The sequence below is a fragment of the Catellatospora chokoriensis genome (assembly GCF_011297315.1).
Taxonomy (GTDB): Bacteria; Actinomycetota; Actinomycetes; order Mycobacteriales; family Micromonosporaceae; genus Catellatospora; species Catellatospora citrea.
In genome coordinates, this window is the sequence record NZ_JAAOTI010000007.1 from 238,863 (window position 1) to 259,325 (window position 20,463).

6 protein-coding genes are annotated in these 20,463 nt (G+C 71.4%); 3 read left to right on the plus strand and 3 right to left on the minus strand.

Annotation, left to right across the window (positions count from 1 at the left end; translation table 11 throughout):
* Position 1: 1 nt before the first annotated feature.
* Genes HAV39_RS13355 through HAV39_RS13365 form a run of 3 tightly spaced genes read right to left on the minus strand, consistent with a single transcriptional unit; the run spans position 2 to position 12,571 of the window.
* Positions 2 to 5,338, minus strand: coding sequence for a type I polyketide synthase (locus HAV39_RS13355; protein WP_191839512.1), 5,337 nt, complete (start codon positions 5,336 to 5,338; stop codon positions 2 to 4).
* The gene (locus tag HAV39_RS13360; protein ID WP_191839513.1) at positions 5,335 to 10,314 is read right to left on the minus strand and encodes a non-ribosomal peptide synthetase; all 4,980 of its coding nucleotides are present in this window, start codon (positions 10,312 to 10,314) and stop codon (positions 5,335 to 5,337) included. Before HAV39_RS13360 ends, HAV39_RS13355 begins: the two co-directional genes overlap by 4 nt.
* Complete coding sequence (locus HAV39_RS13365) at positions 10,298 to 12,571, minus strand: lantibiotic dehydratase (protein ID WP_191839514.1); 2,274 nt, start codon at positions 12,569 to 12,571, stop codon at positions 10,298 to 10,300. The genes HAV39_RS13360 and HAV39_RS13365 overlap by 17 nt, the downstream gene beginning before the upstream one ends.
* Positions 12,572 to 12,752: 181 nt before the next feature.
* Between HAV39_RS13365 and HAV39_RS13370 the strand changes: the two genes are divergently transcribed.
* The 3 genes from HAV39_RS13370 (at position 12,753) to HAV39_RS13380 (ending at position 20,445) form a co-directional block, all read left to right on the plus strand.
* A complete protein-coding gene (locus tag HAV39_RS13370; RefSeq protein ID WP_275413907.1) occupies positions 12,753 to 18,254 on the plus strand; it encodes an SDR family NAD(P)-dependent oxidoreductase in 5,502 nt (1,833 codons plus the stop codon).
* Between the two features lie 435 nt (positions 18,255 to 18,689).
* Positions 18,690 to 19,676: an ABC transporter ATP-binding protein gene (locus HAV39_RS13375; protein WP_203736112.1), complete on the plus strand. Its 987-nt coding sequence runs from the start codon at positions 18,690 to 18,692 to the stop codon at positions 19,674 to 19,676.
* Complete coding sequence (locus HAV39_RS13380) at positions 19,669 to 20,445, plus strand: ABC transporter permease (RefSeq protein WP_191839516.1); 777 nt, start codon at positions 19,669 to 19,671, stop codon at positions 20,443 to 20,445. Before HAV39_RS13375 ends, HAV39_RS13380 begins: the two co-directional genes overlap by 8 nt.
* Positions 20,446 to 20,463: the final 18 nt, after the last annotated feature.

Below are 20,463 nucleotides of genomic sequence, written 5' to 3' on the forward strand. Positions count from 1 at the left end.
GTCAGCTCGCTCCCTGACTGATCAGCACCTCGGCGAAAGCCTCCACGGTCGGGTGGTCGAACATCGTCACGATCCCGATCCGGACCCCGAACTCCTCCCGGATCCCCGCCATCAGCTCGACCGCGGTCAGCGAGGTGCCGCCCAGCTCGAAGAAGTCGTCGCCGGGTGCCACCTCGCGACCCAGCAGCCGGCTCCACAGCTCGATGAGCCGGTCCAGGACCGACTCCGTCGGCCGCTCGGCAGCCGAAGTCCCGGCCGGTGCTGCGGGCGACCGTGGGATCACCGCTGGAGCCGCGGGCCGCACCGAAACATCCACCGCTGGGCCGCCGTGGCCGGGGACTGCGGCGTACCGCGGCAACGGCACCGGGGTGCCGTCGAGGAACGGGCGCACCGCCACGTGGTCCGGGTGACGGCCGCTCAGGATCGAGAGGAACATCCGGGCGCCGGTGCGCGGATCGATCCCCTCGGCGGCCGACCGGTTCGGAGCAGTGGGCGCGCCGGCCAGGAACCCGTCGTCCTCGATCCGCCGCATGCTGTACTTGCCGATCCGACCGACCAGCCGGCCGTCGGCGCCGTAGATGTCGATGTCGGCCACGATCAGCCCGGGCGCCCCGTCGCGCCGCACCATGTGGCTGGTGCACACGGCTGGAATGTCCTCGTAGATCTCGAAGACGCCGTATCCGAACGGGAGGTGAGCGTCGTCGTGGCCGCTGGTCCGCGCCTCCGCGGTGGCGTTGTCGAGCAGGGTCGGGTGCAGCGCGTAGCGCGGCAGTTCGCCCCGGAACGCCTCCGGGAGCTCGAGCTCGATCAGCTTCTCCAGGTGACCGCGGGCGCCGACCGTCACCCCCGAGATGGTGTCCCAGCGCGGACCGAAGGCGAAGAGCGCGTCCTTGGTCTGGGTCGGTGGGTCGACGTGCATCGGCGTTGTCAACCGCTCGCGCAGTGCGGCGAGCCCGGGCTCGGGCATCGGCCGTTCGGTGGCGTCGAGCAACTCGATGCCACCGGTGGCGTGCCGCTTCGGGTCGGCACCGTCAGGCTCGCCGGACGAGACGGTGAACCGCCAGGCCGCGGCTCCGTCAGGCTCGAAGAGCACCTCGAACCGACGTGGGCGTTCGACCACCAGGGCCTGCTGGAAGATGACGTCCGTCAGGCGAACCGGTGCGCCTGCCGGTCCGACCGTCTCGCGGAAGGCCCGCACCACGGCGTCGAGGTGCCCGGTGCCTGGCATCACCGGCTTGCCGCCGAAGCGGTGCTCGTCGAGCATCGGATCCGCGGCCGCGTCCAGAAGTACCTGCCACTGACGGGTGCCGGCCGGCCGCTCTCCCCGTGCCGCCATGCCGACCTCACTCCAACCGGGCCAGTTGAGGCTGACCGCTGCGACACCGTCCCGGCTGAGTAGCCGGGCATGGGCGTCGAGGAAGCAGTTCGCGGCCGCGTAGTCGGCGCTGCCGATCAGCCCTCCGAGCGCCGCCCGGCTGGAGAAGTAGGCCAGAAAGTCCAGCGGTGGATGGACCCGCAGGACCTCGGCGAGCACCAACGTGCCCTGCACCTTCGGCCGCAGTACGGCTTCGGCGTCCTCGCGCAGGCGGCCCATCAGCATGCCGTTCCCGGCCACCCCGGCGAGATGGACGACCCCGGTGACCGCACCGTGCCTGGCCCGTACGGTGTCGAACAGGCGGCGCATCGCCCTCAGGTCGCCGACATCGCAGACCTCGGCCTGCAAGGTCGCCCCCAGACGGCGCAACGCAGCCGTCTCGGCGGCCAGTTCCTCGTCCGACGGCAGCGTGCGTCCGGTCAGCACGAGGTGTGGACGCATCCCGGTCCCGGCGATGGCGCGAGCAACGGCCAGGCCCAGCCCACCGAAGCCGCCCACCAGCACGTACACGCCGCCCCGGCGCACCACAGCGCCGCCACCGGACCCGGGCTGCAACGGCCGCTCCTCACGGACCCAACGACGGCCCCCCCGCAGGGCCACCACCACGTCGGTTACTGCGTCGGCAGGACTGGCGAGCTGTGCCGACTGGCCGGCGATCTCGGCAGCGAGGTCCTGCTCGTGGAGCGGCAGTGCGATGTCGATCAATCGGTAGGCGAGTTCTGGTGCCTCCAGGGCGAGGCTGCGCACCGCACCGTGCAGGGTGGCCTTGACCGGGTCGAGTGCCTCGGCACCGGTCAGATCGGCGCTGCGGCTGGCCAGGACCAGCAGCCCGGCTGACGTGGCGTGGCGCGCACCGGAACGAGCCATCGCGGCCATGCTGTGGAAGGTCTCGGCCAGCTGCCGATCGGCCTCGGCGAGGTCGGGCCGCGGCCATGGCGATATGGCCAGCGCGTGGACGAGCAGCTGCGGCGCGGTATCGCGCCGGGCAAGCTCTGTCAGCAGGCGATCCAGGTCCTCCTCGCTGTCGGGGCGTAGCCGAAACTCGCCGTCGACCTCCTGGTAGCCGGTGGCGGGCCGGGCGACGACGGGCCGGTAGCCGGCCTGCTGCAGCGCCAGGACGGCCAGCAGGCCGTCCTCCTCGTTCGACGGCAGCAGGGCCAGCGCGACGCCGCGGTCCTCGGCCTGCTCCGGCAGCCCGAGGGGGTTCCGCTCGCTCCAGGTCAGCACGGAGAACGGCACGGGTGCGGCCGCGGAGAGCTCCACAGCGGCCGGCGCGGACGAGGGCGCGGCGGTCTCGAGCGGGCTCTGCGCCGGTGCCGGGTCGATCCAACACCGTGAACGCTGGTACTGGTACCCGGGCAGCGCGAGCCGCTGGAACGGGCGGTGATCCCGCACGGCTGCCCAGTCGATGCTCTGCCCTGCGGTCCACAGGGCCGCTGCCGCGGACAGCGCCGCGCTCAGGTCTTCTGCGTTCTGTCCGGGCCGGGGCAGCGTGGACACGGCATCGGCGCCGGAGCCGTGCTGGCGTACCAACCCGGTCAGGGTCTGCGCCGGACCTACCTCCAGGACGAGCCGGTCGGGTCCCTCGAGCAGTCGCTGAAGCGCACGGTCGAAGCGGACCGGTTCGACGATCTGTCGTGCCCAGAAGTCCGGGTCGAGCGCCTCCGCGCCCACCTCCTCGCCGGTCGCGGCGGAGACCATCGGGATGACCGGCTCGCGCAGCGCCACACCCTCGAAGGCGGCGGCGAAGGCCGCGACGGCCGGACGCATCGATTCGGTGTGGAACGCGTGCGAGGTGGCGATCTCCCGGGCGGTGAGGCCCGCTTCCCGCAGCCTGTCGAGCGTTTCGCGCAGCGGGTCGGCCGGCCCGCCGATCGTGGTCTGCCGTGGCCCGTTCACCGCCGAGACGGCCACACCCTCGGCGAGCAGCGGTTGGATCTGTTCGGGTGAGGCTGCGACGGCGGCCATCGCGCCGGCCGGCATCGCCGCCATCGCGTCTGCGCGGGACAGGACCAGGCGGACCGCGTCGTCGAGCGTGAACACGCCGGCGACGGCCGCTGCCGTGATTTCCCCGAGGCTGTGCCCGACGACTGCTGCGGGCTTGACGCCCCACGACCGCCACAGCTCGGCGAGGGCGTACTCGACGGCGAACAGCAAGGGCTGGGCGATCGAGGTGTCGGCCAGCCGCTCGTCATCCGCGGAGGTCCACGCCTCACGGATCGACGCAGACCCGGTGACCTGCTCGAATCGCGCGAATATGTCGTCGAGGACCTGGGTGAAGACCTCGCTGACGCCGTAGAGTCCGGCGGCCATCCGCTGGTGTTGGGCGGCCTGCCCGGGAAAGGCGAAGACGACGTCGGGTGCGGCGGCCGCGTGCCCGGCCCGGTCGCTCGCCCTGGGCGACGGCCGACGGACCCGGCCGCTCTCCAGGGCGTCTGCGCAGCCGTCGGCGTCCGTTCCCACGACTGCGCCGCGGACCGGGTGCTCGGTCCGGCCGTCCTGGAGCGTTGCGGCCATGTCGGCCAGCGGCCCGACGCCGGGACCGCGCAGGTGTTCCGCGAGCCTGACCTCGAAATCGCGCACGGCCTGCGGATCCTTGGCCGACCACAGCAGGACTTGCGGGCGTTTCGGATGATCCACCGGCGGGGTGGCCGGGACGGGGGCCTCTTCCAGGATCAGGTGCGCGTTGGTGCCGCCGAAGCCCAGGGAATTGAGGGCCGCGATCCGCGGTCGGTCCGGGTTCCTGGGCCACGTGACGGCGTTGGTCTCGATCCGGAATGGCGTCTCGCCCAGCCGCAGGCGCGGGTTGGGCTCGGTGAAGTTCGCGGTGGGCACCCGCTGCTGGTTGTCCAGGCAGAGCGCGACCTTGATCAGCCCCGAGATCCCGGCGGCGTGGCCGAGGTGGCCGATGTTGCCCTTGACCGACGAGAGAGCGATGGCGTCGCCGGCGGCCGAGCCGTACGCCTCGGCCAGTGCGGCGACCTCGATCGGATCGCCGAGCGTGGTGCCGGTCCCATGGGCCTCGATGAAGTCGATCTCGGGGGCCTCCACACCGGCCAGTTCCAGGGCCTGGCGCATTGCTGCCACCTGGCCTACGACGCTGGGTGCGGAGAATCCGGCCTTGGTCGCGCCGTCGTTGTTGACCGCCGAGGACCGGATCACCGCGTAGATGTGGTCGCCGTCGGCCAGCGCGTCACCCAAGCGTTTGAGGAGGACGGCACCGGCCCCGGTGCTGAAGATCGTGCCGCTGGCGTCCTTGTCGAAGGGGCGGCACCGGCCGTCGACCGACAGCGGGCCGCCCGGGTCCCACTGATAGCCCCGATGTGCGGGGATCTCGGCTTCGGAACCGCCCGCGATCGCGTAGTCGCACTCCCCGGTGCGCAGCGCTTGGCAGGCCAGGTGGGTGGCGACGGCGGAGCTGGAGCAGGCCGTGGAGACGGTGAGCGCCGGGCCGCGCAGCCCGAACCGGTAGGCCACGTGGGTGGCCAGGAAGTCGGGGTAGCTCAGGGTGCTGACGCCCATGCTGCTGCTGGTCAGCATCTGGTAGCCGGAGCCGGAACGGACGTGCACGTCCAGGTAGGTGTTGACTCCGGTGGCGCCGAACACCCCGACGCCCTCGGCGATCCGGTGCATGTCGTAGCCGGCGTTCTCCACGGCGTCGTGAGCGGTCTCCAGGAACATCCGGATCTGCGGGTCGAGCACCGCCGCGTCACGTGGAGTGAAGCCGAAGAATCCGGCGTCGAACAGCTCCAGATCGGGCGTCTCGGCGTACGCCTTGACATACGAGGGGTCGGCAAGCAGATTAGCCGGAACGCCCTCGGCGAGCAGTTGCGCATCCCCAGGAAATGTCACCGCGTCTCGGCCCTTGCAGAGGTTGCTCCAGAACTCGGCGGTGTCCCGGGCGCCGGGGAATCGGCTGGCCAGCCCGATGACCGCGACATGCTCATCAAGGTTCGGCTTCATCTGTTCTTCTCCTTGGCTGACGCTGATCCGCGCGCGGCGAGGCGGCGGAGGCGGAGGTCTGTCGAGCTGACGGACGGTGCAGCGCGTCTGGCGGTGTCGGAAGGCGGGGGAGATCCGTCCAGATGCGCGGCGAGCGTGCGGACGGTGGCGTGTCCGAACAGCGCCGTGATCGGGATATGCCGCGTCAGCGCCTCTTCGAGTTGCTGATGCACCCGGGCGATCTGCAGCGAGCTGGCGCCCAGATCGAAGAAGTTGCGGTCCACGCTGACCTCCTCGACTCGGAGCTCGGCCCGCCAGAGGTCCGCGACCAGGCACTCCAGGTCGCCCTGCGGCCGTGCCGGACGCAGCCGGGGCGGTGCAGGTTCGGGTAGTGCGGCGCGGTCCACCTTGCCGTTGGCAGTGAGCGGGATGCTCTCCACCGCAACCACCAGCACGGGGAGCATGGGTGCCGGCAGCTGGACCCGTAGCCGGGCCCGGACCGCCTCCAGGGGTGGGGCAGGGTGTCCCGGCAGCGGCACCAGATACGCAAGCACCCGCGGCTCACCGCCGCTGTCCGCGCGGATCGCGCAGGCGGCGTCGGCCGCATCGGGCAGCAGCCGCAACCAGCGGTCGATCTCGGCGGGCTCGACCCGCACGCCGTGAACCTTCGCTTGCTCGTCCCGGCGGCCGGCGAGCGCGATCCGGCCGTCCAGGGTCTGGCGCCCGAGGTCCCCAGTGGCGAATCGGCGGTGTCCCACCACCGGGTCGGCGCTGAAGGCCGACGGTTCACCCAACACCCCGAGCGCGAGGTAGGGGCCGCGGACGACGACGTCGCCGAGTTCGCCCACGCCGGTCCGCCGGCCACGCCGGTCGAGTACCAGGACCTCCGCTCCGGGCACTGCGGAGTCGATCGGGATCGGATCGCCGACCGGCGATGCCGGGTCGAGCACCCGGGCACTGACCAATTGTGGTGTCTCGGTGGTGCCGTAGCCGTGCACGACGACCGCGTTCGGTGCCCAGGCCCGTACCGCATCGACGTCGCCGGCGGTCAGCGTGTCGCCGGAGCAGCAGACCAGGCGGACGCGGAGCAGGGGCGGAGCGTTGCGTGCCAGGGCGAGGAGCCGGCACAGTGCCGGGGTCGCGTGCAGCACGGTGATCTCCTCGGCCGCGAGCCAGCCCTTCAGCTCGCGCGGTGACCGCACCAGCTCACCTGGCGGCACGCAGAGCGTTGCCCCGCTCCACAGCGGCACGAACACCTCACGCAGCAGAGGGTCGTGAGCCAGGCCGGAGAGCATCGCCGTCCGGTCGCCCGGACCGATGTCATGGCGGGCGGTGTACCAGCTGAGGAATTGGGCGACGGGCCTCAGGCCGCCGGCCACCGCGCGCGGTGCGCAGGTCGTGCCGGAGGTGAACGCGACGTAGGCGAGCGCGTCGGGCAGGACCGCTGCGTCCGGCCACGTCGGCGCGAGTTCGGCTCCGCCGGTCCCCGGGGATGCCACCTTCCACGGTAGTTCCAACCAGCGCACCGAGCCGGTCGCCAGCTCGCGCGGCACCGGGGGACCGGCTGACAGCGCCATCCGGGCGCCGGCAGCGTCCAGTTGGGCGGCCAGCCGAGCCGGCGGATGGCCGGCGTCCAGCACGGTGAACGCCGCGCCTGCGCCGATGATGCCGAGCAGTGTCGGGACCAGGTCGGTGGTGCGGTCGGCGAGGACACCCACCACGCTTGCGGGGTCGACGGTCCGGGAAACCTCGGCAGCTCGCGCGTACAGCGTGCGGTAGTCCAGGATCCGGCCCGCCCCACGGACCGCCTCCCGATCGGCGGATTCGGCGGCGACCTGCGCGAGACGCATCAACAGGTCCGGTGCCCTGCCGCGCAGGTCGGCGGGCGGCACCACCTCCTCCGCAAGGTGCTGCTCGGCCGGCGGTCGCGCCGGATCCTTGCAAAGCCCCGTCAGCAGCGCGACGTACTGCTCGCCGAACGCCGCGATCGTCGGCTGGTCGAACAGGTCCGCGTCGTAGACCAGGTCGACTCGTGTCTCGGGGCCCGTCAGGGTCACATACGCCCCCAGGTCGAACAGCGCGCCGGGCACCGGCGGGTCGACCACCGAGACCTCCATGTCCGCCAACTTCGGCGCCTGCGGTGGCTCGCCGAGCCAGTTGAACCAGACCCGGAACAACGGTGCCGCGCCGCCCACCGAACGGCGTGCCTCGTCGGCGATCTGGTCGAACGGGAGGTCGCTGTGAAAGATCGCGTCCGTCAACGCCCGCCGGACGCAGTCCAGCAGGGCGTCGAACCCCTCCTCGGGGTCGAAGGCCAGCCGGATGGGCAGGGTGGCGACCTCGAAGCCGACCATTCCATGGGTCAGCTGGAGGTCCCGGTCGCCGTAAGGCACCCCGACCACCAGATCCGACTGTCCGGACCAGCGTCCGAGCAGCACGGCGAACGCCGCCAGCATCACCACGTTGACGGTGGTGCCTGCGGCGGCAGCCGTCGCGGCGATGGCACGCGTCTGCTGCTCGGTGAGCGAAGCACGCACCTGTCCTGCCCGGCCGGTCCCGGTCCCGGGCCGGTGGGTGGGCAACGCGAGCGAGACCGGCGCGCCCGCAAGGCTCTGCCGCCAGTAATCTCGCAGGGTCCGGGCGAGGTGGCCCTCCAGCCTCCCGGCCTGCCAGCGACTCACGTCGAGCCGGCGCAACGGCAGCGCGGGCAGCTCGGGCTCGCGCCCGGCCAGCAGTGCGTCGTGGATGACGCCGAGCTCTTCCAGCACCACGCGCTCCGACCAGCCGTCGTACACCGCGTGATGTGCGACCAGGACGAGTTCCACGTGTTCGGGTCCCCGGCGAAGGACGGCCGCCCGCACGACGTCACCACGCCTCAGGTCGAACGGGCGCGACACGAATGCGGCGAGCGTGTCCTCGTCAGGCTCCTCGAACAGCTCGCACGGCAAGCCCGCAGGCGGCAGCACCCGGCCCAGCGGTCCCTGCGGGGTGTCCGCGAAGGCGGTCCGGAAGGCGTCGTGCCGCTCCACCAATCGGTCCAGGGCCGAACGCAGGATGTCGAGTCGCAGCGGTCCCTCGATGCGCAGCACTGTGGGCACGTGGTAGGCGGGGTCGTCCGGGCGCAGCCGGTGTAGAAGCCACAGCCGGCGCTGGTCGGGTGACAGCGGAGCGACGTCGGCGGTGTCCGCTCGCGGCGGAGCGGCGGCGGCGGAGGCCTCCGCGAGCTCGCGGGCCAGGCCGGCGACGGTCGGAGCCGCGAGCACGGTGGCGGTGGAGATCGCGGCGCCGGTCGCCTCGCGGAGCGAGGCGGCCAACTTCGCTGCGGTGAGTGAGCTGCCGCCGGCCTCGAACAGGCTCTCCTGGCGGTCTCGGGGGCCACGACCGAGGTGGCGGGCCCAGAGGTCGACGAGCAACTGCTCTGCCCCGTCCCGGGCGATGATCACCGGTTCGGCGCGAACGACGGTCTCCAGGGCCGCCCGGTCCACCTTGCCCGACGCGGTCAGCGGCAGGCGCCGGTGCGCGATGAGTGTCGGGACGAGCGCCGGCGGCAGGATGTCCGCCGCGTGCCGGCGCAGCCCGTCCAGAGCTGCCGGATCGGCCACGACGTGGGCGACCAGAGCCGCATCGCCCTCACGTTCCTCACGCAGCACGGCCACACCGGACACCGCGGGGTGGGACGTGAGCACCGCCTCGACCCCACTCAGACTGCCGCGTACACCACGGACCTTGACCTCGTCGTCGCCTCGGCCGAGGTGGATCAGCAGCCCGTCGACCCGACGTACCGTGTCACCGGTGCGGTACCACCGACGTCCGAACACCTCCTGAAACCGCTCAGCGGTCAGCTCGGGTTTCCGATGGTAGCCGCGGGCCAGCGTCGGTCCTGCGAGCCAGAGCTCGCCGGTTCCGTCCTCGCCGACCACGCGGCCGGCCTCGTCGACCACCAGCACCTCGACACCGGGGAAGGGGCGGCCGATCGGCACCGAGCCGCCCGACGCGGCCAGCGCATGTTCGGTCACCTCGCACCAGGTGCTGTCGATCGCCGCCTCGGCGACACCGTAGGAGTTCACCACCCGGACCTGTTCGCCGACCGCCCGACGAAGCGCCCGGTAGGCGTCGACGGACCAGCGCTCCCCACCGGAGATCACCAGCCGCAGCGAGGGGAGCGAGCGGTCGAGCCCTTCGACGAACAGGCGCAGAACCGCCGGGGTCAACTCGATCATGTCGACCTGCTCGGCGGTGATCAGTGCCGCCAGCGCAGGTGGATCGAGCAGGGTCTGCGTCGGACACAACACCAGCCTGCCGCCGGACAGCAGCGCCCGGACCAGGTCCGCCACATGGACGTCGAAGCCGGGTCCGGCGGCCTGGAGGCACACGCGGGGAGCGGCGACCAGGTCGTAGCAGTCGGCCCACGCCCGGTAGATCGTGGCGAGTGCGCTGTGGCTGACGGCGACAGCCTTGGGCTCGCCGGTCGAGCCTGAGGTATGGACGAGGTAGGCGAGGTGATCCGGCGTCAGATCGTCTGGTGCCGGGCACTGCGATGTCGGGGCTGGCGGGGCGAGCGCATCGGCGATGGCCCCGTCAGCCGCGTCCGGTGGTCTTCCCCCGCTCACCGCGACGGTCGCGGCGAGGTCGGCGTACGGGCCGACCGCTTCGGCGACGCCGATCAGCGCCACCGGTTCGGCAGACGCCACCATCCGCCGGTTGCGGGCGAGCGGAACCGCCGGGTCGAGCGGCATGTAGCAGGCGCCGGCCAGCCACACCGCGACCGCGGCAACCACGGACTCGACGCGCTCCCGGTCGAAGAGCACCGCGACCGGAACGTCGGGACCGGCACCTGCTCGCCGTAGTACCGCGGCGAGCCGGCGGGCTGCGGCGTCCAGTTCCGCATACGACAGTGACCGGGCACCGGCCACCACCGCGACCCGCTCCGGATGGCGCGCGGCGGCATCGGCGAACAGGCTGCCGATGAGCAGCCCGTCGTCAGCAGAGCCCGGCATCCGGTGCCTCCCCGACTTTCCACGACGCGGACGGATGCGGCTGCGGGTCGACCGCGACCAGCCTCAGCTCCGAGGTGTAACGGGTGCCTGACGGATCGCTCAGCCAGAGCTCGTCGGGGGCCGGCAGCATCTCGACCATGTCGACGGGGGCCTCGGCAGTCAGCCGGCGGATCGACCGCGCCAGATTGTCGACCAGCACAGGCGCCGCGAAGTCGACGTAGAACGGCTTGGCCCCGGCTGCGGTCTTGACGAAGACGTGGCGGGGCAGCCCCTGTGCTTCAGCCCACCGCCGGAGTGTCTCCTGTCCGATCTCGCGGGAGCTGGTCGGCAGCGTCCCGAACTCCTCGGCACGGAAGCGCCATTGGCGGCGGCAGACGGTCAGGTCTCCGATGTCGATCCGGGGTGCGCACCGACGCGGTTCCCGGATCCGGTACATGTTCACCACCACCGCAGTCAGGAACTCTCCGAAGCACTCGAGGACCGGAGCCTGCCAGCCGTCCCGCCGGGTGGTCGCCAGAAGTTCCCCGGCGTGCTCGGTGACCACGAGGTCGGTGGCCGGCGTGCTGACCACCCCGCACGGGTGTCCATCGTCGGATCCGTAGGACCAGTAGCGATACGCGCCTGGTGGATCGAGCGCCAACGGCGGATAGGTACGAGAGCTGACCTCGGGCGCGGAAGCGGGGTAGACCGGGACCACCCGGCCGACCGCACTGTCGGCGGCGACCGCGGCGACCAGCGCGTCCATATCGTCGGCCTGAGCCGCGAAGACCCGGCTCTCCAGGGTGTTCAGCGCGACGTGCAGTTCTCCCAGCACCCACCGGAGGTCGCCGTCGGCGGTGCGGCGGAGCATGACATCAGGACTGTGCGTACGGGCCGCCGCCCACAGCCGCCCTTGCGCCTGGAACACGATGTCCGCGATTTGCCGGGCACGGTCCGCCGGCATCGACGCGTCCTCGGTCCCCTGGGGGAGGACCTCCGCCCAGCGGAGGCGGAAGTCAACGGTCACGGGCGCGTAGAGTTCGCAGGAAGGGCTGAACACGTGGGCAGCCGCGAACTGCAACTCGGCCAGCGTGACCTCATCGCGGACGGGCCTCAGCGCTCGATATACGCGTGCGAGTTCGTCGTGCGCGACCTGGCCGACCTCGGCGCAGAGCCAGCGCGCAGCGTCGAGCAGCACCGACATCGGCACGGCCAGCGCGTCGAGTTCCGGTGCGCCGATCGCTGCGTCGAGATCGCGTCGGCAGTCGAGGTAAAGAGGTGTGCGCCCGCCGGGTGTCAGACCCGGGACCGGGCGCACCGGATGCCCTGCGGCGGCCGTGAGGCTGCGTTCCACGGCGTCGAACGCGGCCCTCAGCTCATCCGCGGTGGCGGCTTCCTGAACGCCCGCCTGTGCCTTTTCGATGTCTGCCAGCAGTGCCGTCAGTCGCTCCCGTACCACCGGATCGGCGATCTCCGTGAGCTGGGCACCGAGATGGCGCTGCGGGTGCCCATCGATCGGGACCCGGAACCCGACCTGCAGCACGCCCGTGCGCCGCAGCTCGTCGAGGGTCGTTCTGTCCTGCTCCCCGCAGAGCCGGCCAACGGGGATGTCGGCCCCCGCTCGGGTCAACCGGTCGAGCAATTCGCGCGCCTGGTCGCTCAGCGTCATCAGGTGCCGTAACGGACGTCTCACGCCGTCGCGGGTCAGGCTGACCGCCGGGTCCGGGCGCACCGGGAGAACATGGGTCAGGGCCGGGTCGCTGTTCCACGCCCGTGCCACCGCCTGCAACGCCCAGACTTCCAGTCCCACGCTGGCGCGGGTCAGCGCGCCGCTGCCGCGGATCACGGTTTCGGGACCACCGAGCTCGGCCCAGGCGACCGGGCCGAAGAAGCCGATGGTGTCGTTCTTCGCGCAGTACCGCTGTGCGTAGCGCGCGATCAGCGCGCCACGCCGATCCATCCGATCAAGCTGGACCGGTGATCCGGCGAGGATCGAAGCGGCGTAGCCGGCCACCCAGTTGGCCATAGCGTCGGGGTTCTGCCAGGTCAATGCCAGGCGGAAGTCCTCCTGGGACACGATGGCCTCGATACCGCGTCGGATCGCGTCCCGCAGTGTCATCTCACGCTCCGGGCCGGGCGCCAGATCCTCGGCCCGGGCGACCAGGGCGTCGAGCCGGCCGAACGGCAACCCGGCCGACCGCAGCGCGGCCACCGTCCACAGCTGCCAACCCTGATCAAGTTTGATCCGGGCCGACTCCGTGGTGGCGTCGACGCGCATGAACGCCCTCCCGTATGCACAGTTGTTCTCGTGTCGGGACGATAGTCAGCGCGGCCGATCAGTGACCTGTCGCAGGTTTGGGGGACGTGTCCGCAACCTTCCCCAGCCGCATCATGGTTGACGAAACCGGGCCTGGGCAGGGGTGCCGGAAGGCCCGTTCCTAACGAAGGGGTGCGGGCTTGTGGCCAATAGCCAACCTGTCGCGATCATCGGAATGGCCGGGAGGTTTCCCGGTGCCGACGGCATCGACCGCTTCTGGCAGAACATCGCCGATCGACAGCAGAGCCTGACCACCATCAGCGATGACGAGTTGCTGGAGTGGGGCGAGGATCCCGGCAATCTGAACAATCCCCTCTATGTACGCCGCCGCCCCCTGCTCGAAGACGCCGGCGCCTTCGATGCGCGCTGTTTCGGGATGACACCTCGCGAGGCCGAGATCCGGGATCCGCAGTACCGGTTGATGCTCGAGGTCGTGCACGCCGCGCTGGACCACGCAGGCTATGACCCCACCCGCTACGAGGGCGGCATCGGCGTCTACGCCGGTTCGAACGTGAACCGGTACCGATACGACTACGTCGAGCAGCACCCGGACCTGATCCGGACGGTGGGTCTGCTCGCGGTGGACATCGCCAACGCTCCGGACTACCTGTCCACATTCATCTCCTACAAGCTCGGTCTGCGCGGTCCGGCGATGACGGTGCTGACCGCGTGCTCGTCGTCGCTCGTCGCGGTGCATCTGGCCTGTGCCGCGCTGAGCAACGGGGACAGTGACATCGCGGTGGCGGGCGGTGTCGACATCGAGTTCCCGTTCCACCGCGGCTACCAGTTCCTGCCTGGCGGGATCACCGCGGACGACGGGACTCCCCGACCTTTCGACGAACACGCCACCGGCACCAACTTCGGCAACGGGGCTGGTGCTGTGGTGCTCAAACCGCTGGCCGCCGCGCTGGCCGACGGTGACACCGTGTACTCCGTGATCCGCGGCACCGCGGTGAACAACGACGGCGATCGCAAAGCAGGTTTCTCGGCCCCGAGCGTGGCCGGGCAGAGCGAGTGCATCCAGGCCGCGCTGCGCGCCGCCGACGTCGATCCGCGCACGATCACCCTGGTCGAGGCACACGGCACAGCGACCCCGGTGGGCGACCCGATCGAACTGACCGGTCTCACCGACGCCTTCCGGACGGTGGCCGGCGGCGACCTGACGCCGGGCTCGTGCGCGATCGGTTCGGTGAAGTCGAACATCGGCCACCTGGGACAGGCCGCGGGAATCGCCGGTCTGATCAAGGCAACCCTGGCGCTGCACCACCGGACGATCCCGGCCAGCATCAACTTCACCACCCCCAACCCGGCCGTCGACTGGTCGACCTCGCCGTTCTCGGTGGCCACCCGGACCAGGCCGTGGACGGTGCCCGACGGCCAGCCCCGACGCGCGTCGGTCAGCTCCTTCGGCGTCGGCGGCACCAACGCCCATGCCGTACTAGAGGAGGCGCCCGCACCCACCGAGCCGGCTTGCACTGCCGAGCCGCCGGTGCGGGAACTGGTGATCTGGTCGGCCGCCGACGAGACCGCCGCCGACGCGCTGCGTGAGCGGCTCGCCGATCACTTCGCCGGCTTCGGGGACGTGCACGGCGACCAGGCCGAACCTGCCCCACGGCGATTCGGCGACGCGGCCAACACCCTGCGGATCGGCCGCACGGCACGCAGGGTGCGAGGCGCAGTGGTGGCCGTCGACGCCGCTGACGCAGCGGGGGCGCTGCGCGACCCCGGCCGGATCGTGCAGTCCGACGGCGTACACCGGCAGCTTGTTTTCGGATTCCCGGGGCAGGGCGCGCAACAGCCGGGTGCACTGGCCGACCTCTACCGCGACGAGCGGACTTTCCGCGCGGGATGCGACGCCTCTTTCGACGTTCTGGAGCCGCTACTCGGCACCGATCTGCGACAACTGTGGCTGAACGGCAATCCTGCCGAACTTGCCGAGACCGAGGTGGCGCAACCGCTGCTCTACACGATCGAGTACACACTGGCGCACTGTCTGATGCGATGGGGCGTCGAGCCTTCGATGTTGTTCGGCCACAGCCTCGGCGAACTGGTGGCGGCCGGGGTCGCCGGGGTGCTCGACTTCGAGTCCGGGCTGCGTGCCGTGGCGGGCCGGGCGAAGGCGATGGCGCGGATGCCGCGGGGGCGGATGATCGCCGTTGCCGCTGCCGTCGAGGAGCTGGCTGATCTGCAGACGGACGGTGTCGGCGTCGCCGCGGTCAACGGCGCCCGCCAAACCGTGCTGTCTGGGCCGGTCGAGGCGGTGGCCGCGGTCGAGGCGGAGTTGGGCAGGCGCAAGGTCGCGACCCGGGCGCTGCGGACCTCCCACGGATTCCACTCGGCGTCCATGGCCGACGCCGCAGTCGAGTTCGAGCAGCTGCTGTCCACCCTTCCACTGAATACGCCCGAGGTGCCGGTGATCTCGGCGCTGACGGGTGAGCCGGTCACCGCCGAAGAAGCCCGCTCGCCGCGGTTCTGGGCACGCCAGCTGGTGGAACCGGTCCTGCTCGACCGCGTCGTCGGCACGGTGCTCGCTGCCGGACCGTCCACGGTCGTCGAGGTGGGGCCGGGGCGGACGCTGGCCGCACTGCTTCGGGGACGGCCGGACATGCGGGCGACGAACTCGCGTTCCCTGCCGACCACGAGTCCCGGAGCGGGCACGACCCATCTGCTGGACGAGCTGTTCGCCGAGGTGTGGGTGGCGGGCGGGAACATCGCGGGCTGGCGTGACCCGGCTGAGCGGCAGTATCGACGTACCGCGGTGCCGGGCTACCCGTACCAGCGCCGCCACTACTGGCTCGATCGCGCCTCGGCTCACGAGCCGCGAAGCCCTGCCACCCCAACCCCTGCCACCCCAACCCCTGCGGCGCGAGCGGTCGCCGATGAGGACCTCGCGGTCGCCCCGACCCGGGCCGAGCTATCTCCGCCCAGTGGACAGTCCTGGTCGCTGAGCACCCTCGAATGGATCCGCGATCGCGACGGCAGCAGCTCGGGGACCTATGTCAGCCTGCCGCTCGGGGTCGCACTGGTCGTCGCGTCGGAGCGCAACCGGGCCCGGCTTCAAGCGGCGTTCGGTCGCGCCGGGTACCGCACGGTCGTGGCGGTCCCGGGCGAGTTCGATCCCAACGACGCAACGGCCTGGCGGCGCCTGCTGGAGCGGCTCGACCAGGCGGGCACCCGCCCCGACGTGGTCGCACACGCGCTGCTGCTGGACGCCGCGCCCGGCGCTGACAGCAGTGCCCTGGAGCAGGACCTCGACAGTGCGGTGTACAGCCTGTACGCCGGGGTGCGGGCCTGCGCCGAGTGGCAGCGGCGGCACCGGCACACGCCGACGCTGGTGGTCCTCGGCCGGCACCAGGTGGACGTCACCGGATCCGAGCCGCTGAACCCGGCCGCCGCCGGGGCCCAGGCACTGCTGCGCAGCGTCGCACGTGAGCTGCCGGGCGTGACCGCGGCCTGCCTGGACGTCTCCGACAACACCCCCGAGGACGTGCTGGCCGGTGAGCTCAGAGTGCTCGGCGATCCCCTGGTCGCGTTGCGCGGTGCCACCCGTTGGCTGCCGAGACTCCGCCGGCTCCCGGCGGTGGCGTCTGGCAGCCGGCCACAGCTGCGCCGGCACGGCGTCCACCTGATCACCGGTGGTCTGCGGGGCATCGGCCTGGTGACTGCCCGCGCTCTGGTCGACACCGGTCTCCGACCTCGACTCGGCCTACTCGGCCGCAGCCTGCCCGACCCGGCGACGACCGACGGGCAGCGTCTGCGCGACGAGTTGGAGGCGTTCGCCGCCGCGGGCGCGGAGGTCGAGCTGCTCATCGCGGATGTGACCGAGGTGGCCTCGCTGACCGAGGCGGTCGACCGGCTGGAGGCCCGGTTCGGGCGTGTCAACGGGGTCTTCCACTCGGCCGGGGTGCCGGGCGGCGGGCTGGCCGAGCGGCGTGCGCCGTCCGACATCCGCGCGGTGCTCGCACCGAAGACCCTCGGCGTGCTCCGGCTGGAAGAGGTGTTCGCGAAGCGACCCGAGCTCGACTTCCTGATCCTCTATTCCAGCCAGGCCGCGCTCGCCGGACTCTACGGCAGCGCCGATTACGCCGCGGCGAACGCCTTCCTCGACGCTCACGCCAGGAACCAGGTCGGGGCGGAGCGGGCCACCGTATCGGTGCAGTGGCCCGGCTGGAGCGAGGTCGGCATGGCCACCCGTTCGAATGTCGGGTTGGCCGCGCTGACCGGTGCCCGCGTGGCGGCCGAAACCGCCCCCTCGACGGCAGCCCCGGGCGGAACCGATGAGCCGGACGGGGCGACGGATCCGCGCACCGTGCTGACGCGGCGATACGCTCCAGGCTCGTCCTGGGAGCTTGACGAGCACGTCTTCGAGGGTAATCCGGTACTGCCCGGCACGGCGCTGCTGGAACTCGCCGTGCTGGCCGGGCGGCAGAAGCTGGGTGAGTCCGACCTGATCGAACTGCGGGACGTGGTCTTCCTCGCGCCGGTCGTCGGCGCGACGGAGATCAGGGTTCTGGCTGAGGACATAGCCGGCTCGCTCCGATTCCATATCCAGGGCCGCGGCATGGTCGCCTCGGGGGAGTGGACCGAGCACGCCGCCGGCACCATCACGACCGCGAAAGCAGTCACGGGCACCGATGTGGCCGCATTGTGGGCCGAGTTGCCGATGCTGGAGTACGACGGACTCGCGGGCTGGATCGACTTCGGAACCCGCTGGCCGGAGGTGAGCCGATCGCACGGCGACGGCGTCCAGCGGATCGCCGAGTTCGCGCTGCGGGAGGAGTTCCACGCGGAGCTGGCGGAGCACCCGCTCCATCCGGCCGTCGTCGACGCCGCCTCCGGCGTGCTGACCGACATTGAGCGCGGCCGCTCGTACGCTCCCTTCCTGTACCGGAGGGTGACGGTCCTGAAGCCGCTCTCGCCGCGTGTGACCGTTCATGCCCGGCTGACGACGGATCAGGGGACCAAGCCGCGCCCGACCGACTTCGATCTCTACGACACCGACACAGGCGAGCTGCTGGTCCGACTGTCCGGCTTCACCTTGCGGGAGGTCAAAGGCGGGATGTTCGGGACCGGGGCGACCCCGACGCCCCCCGCAGCCGGCCCGGCCAACCCGATCGCTGTGGAACCCGACGAGCGTGCACCCGGTCTGCTCAACCCGCGAACCGGCTCCGAGGTGCTGCTCACCCTCCTGGCTGGAGGGCTGCCGCCGGTCGTCTCGGTGGACCCCGCGGGATCCCGACTCCAGGTCGAAGGCATGCCTTGGCTGGACGAGCCCGCCTACGCGCCGGCGCCGGCGGGTGCCGAGGCTCCACCACCCGCATCCCCGGCACCGATGGAGTCCGCTGCCGCAGTGGCGGCGCCGAGGCCGACCTCGGCCGTCCCTGCCACCCGGAACCCGGTCCCGGAGACCGACGAGTCGGCGGGCGGCGGCTCGGTTGTCGAGGTTCTAGGAAGTCTGTGGACGGCGGCGCTAGGCGTTACCGATATCGGCCCAGACGAGGACTTCTTCGACGTGGGCGGCAACTCGCTGGCCGCGGTCGCCCTGATCGATCTGATCAACCGGCGCTTCGGGGTGGGACTCGGCGCCGGGGCCATGTTCGAGTTCCCCACGATCCGCCTGCTGGCCGGGGCGATCGAAGGCTGACCGCGAACGGGCCGGTGCCGCGTCGCCTGAGCTTGTCGTTCAACCTCCCCGGCCGATCATCTGCCGATTCGGCCGGGGAGCCCGCGTTCCGACGTTGTGGTCCTGCCGGCGCCCCGCGCCGGCCCGGCGCCACCGGAACGACTCCCAGGCGCGGAGCCGACCTGGCCGCAGCCGACCCAGGCACCTGGTCACCCAGGCGGGGACGAACCTCCGCACACAAGTCCCGCTATGTGGGGCAGCCGTTACGGAACGGCTGGGATGCCTTGGGCACACGGCCAACCAGGACGCGGTATGTCGTACGCAGGATCGCCTCGTTACCACCCTCGGTCGAGTCCCCTGAACCGGCGTCGTGTCTGCGCGGTGGCTGGTGTCTAAAGTCGGCCTCTGCCGCCCCGGGCGGTGTCGGCGCAGTACGGAGCACCAGGGAGGGCGCGCGTGGCACAGAGCGACATCCTGGGTTCCAGCCCGCCGGCTGTCGAGATCCGCCGGCTCGGCCGCCTCTACGAGGAGCCGGGTCGCCACCGGAAGACCCGCACGCCGCGCATCGCGCTGGATTCGGTCTCGCTGACCGTCCAGCCCGGAGAGATCCACGGGCTGCTCGGCCCGAACGGAGCCGGCAAGACCACCCTCGTGAAGATTCTCAGCACCGTCCTGCTGCCGACTGCCGGAGCGGCGAGCATCCTCGGGCACGACGTCGTTCGGGAGGCGGCGGCCGTCCGGCGGCTGATCGGCGTCTCGCTGGGGGGTGGCGGCCTGCACCCCTGGTTGACGGCTCGCCAGTCGCTGCGGTTCTGGGCGGCCATGTACGGCATGTCCAAGACGAGGTCGCTGGAGCGCTGTGACGAACTGCTCGCGCAGTTCGACCTGCTGAACCGGGCCGACAGCCGTATCAACACCTACTCGCGAGGCATGCGCCAGCGACTTCATCTGGCCCGCGCCCTGCTGCACGATCCACGGGTCGTCTTCCTCGACGAACCGACGATCGGGGTGGACCCGGTGGCCCGCCGGGACTTCCGCGTCTTGCTGGCCGACCTGCGGGCCAAGGGCACGACGATATTCATCACCACCCATGACCTTGCGGAAGCCGAGGCGGTCTGCGACCGCGTGACGCTGATCAACAAAGGTTCGATCCTCACGACCGCGTCCCCGGCGGCTCTTGCACGCTGGTCCAGCGTGCCCACCGAGATCGATGTGGATGACGCCTCAGTCGAGCTGCTCGCACGGATCAAGGACCTGCCCGAGATCACCTCGGTGGACTCCGCTGCCGACGGCACCGCCCGGATATCGGCCGCGTCCGAGGCCGGGCTGCGCGCCGCGCTGAAAACTCTGGTCGACGGCGGCTGCACGGGTGTCCGCGTCATCCGGCCCACACTCGACGACGTCTACCTCGCGCTGTTGGGAGGCGAGCCGGTCGATGGCTGACTCCGTGGGCGGCTTCCGCGCGGGCGCCTCATACCAGTGGATGCTCTTCCGTGCCAAGCCGAGCAGTGTGGGAATCCTGATCGGCATCCCGTTCACCACCGCCGTGCTGCTATCGATCGTCCGGGTCGCACACCGCGAGGACCTCGCCGGAGCGGCGGTCCTCGCACCGGCACTCGCGAGTCTCTGGTCGGTGACGCTGGAACTGGGCGGTCAGTGCGTGGTGGCTGATCGGGGACTGGGCATGTTGGACCTGGTCCTTGCCGGACCGGCCTCCTTTCTGCGTTACCTGTGGGGCCGGGTGACGGTCACCTGCGCGATCGGCCTCATCGGCTTCGGCGAGGCGTGGATAATCGGCGTGGGCGCGTTCGGTGCCCGTCCGGCCATCCCTCACCCCGGCTGGTTCGCTGCCTGCCTCTGCGCGACTGCGCTGGCGACGGTGCCGACCGCCGCGCTGCTCGCGGGGGTACTGGCGCTGGGCCGCTCCAGTGGCGCGGCGGCCAACTTCCTCAACTACCCCCTATACGTTCTGGGTGGCATCTTCACGCCGGTGGCCCTGCTCCCGGATGGGGTGTACCCGATCTCCCGCGCCTTCTACCTGTCCTGGGCCGCAGATCTCGCCCGTGCCTGCCTACGCCCGGAGGAGCTGAGCTCACCAGCGTCGAGTCTGACCTGGGTGCTAGGTCTGGGCACCGCTACCGCGGTCGTCGGCGGCCTGCTGCTGGCCGGCATCACCCGACGACTGCGGCGAACCGGGCGGGTGTCGTGGTGACGGGAGGAGTGCGCAGGT

Excerpts from the sequence above, each read along its gene's own strand:
- HAV39_RS13355 (WP_191839512.1), bottom strand. The coding sequence starts at position 5,338 with ATGAAGCCGAACCTTGATGAGCATGTCGCGGTCATCGGGCTGGCCAGC.
- HAV39_RS13360 (WP_191839513.1), bottom strand. The coding sequence starts at position 10,314 with ATGCCGGGCTCTGCTGACGACGGGCTGCTCATCGGCAGCCTGTTCGCC.
- HAV39_RS13380 (WP_191839516.1), top strand. The coding sequence starts at position 19,669 with ATGGCTGACTCCGTGGGCGGCTTCCGCGCGGGCGCCTCATACCAGTGG.
- HAV39_RS13365 (WP_191839514.1), bottom strand. The coding sequence starts at position 12,571 with ATGCGCGTCGACGCCACCACGGAGTCGGCCCGGATCAAACTTGATCAG.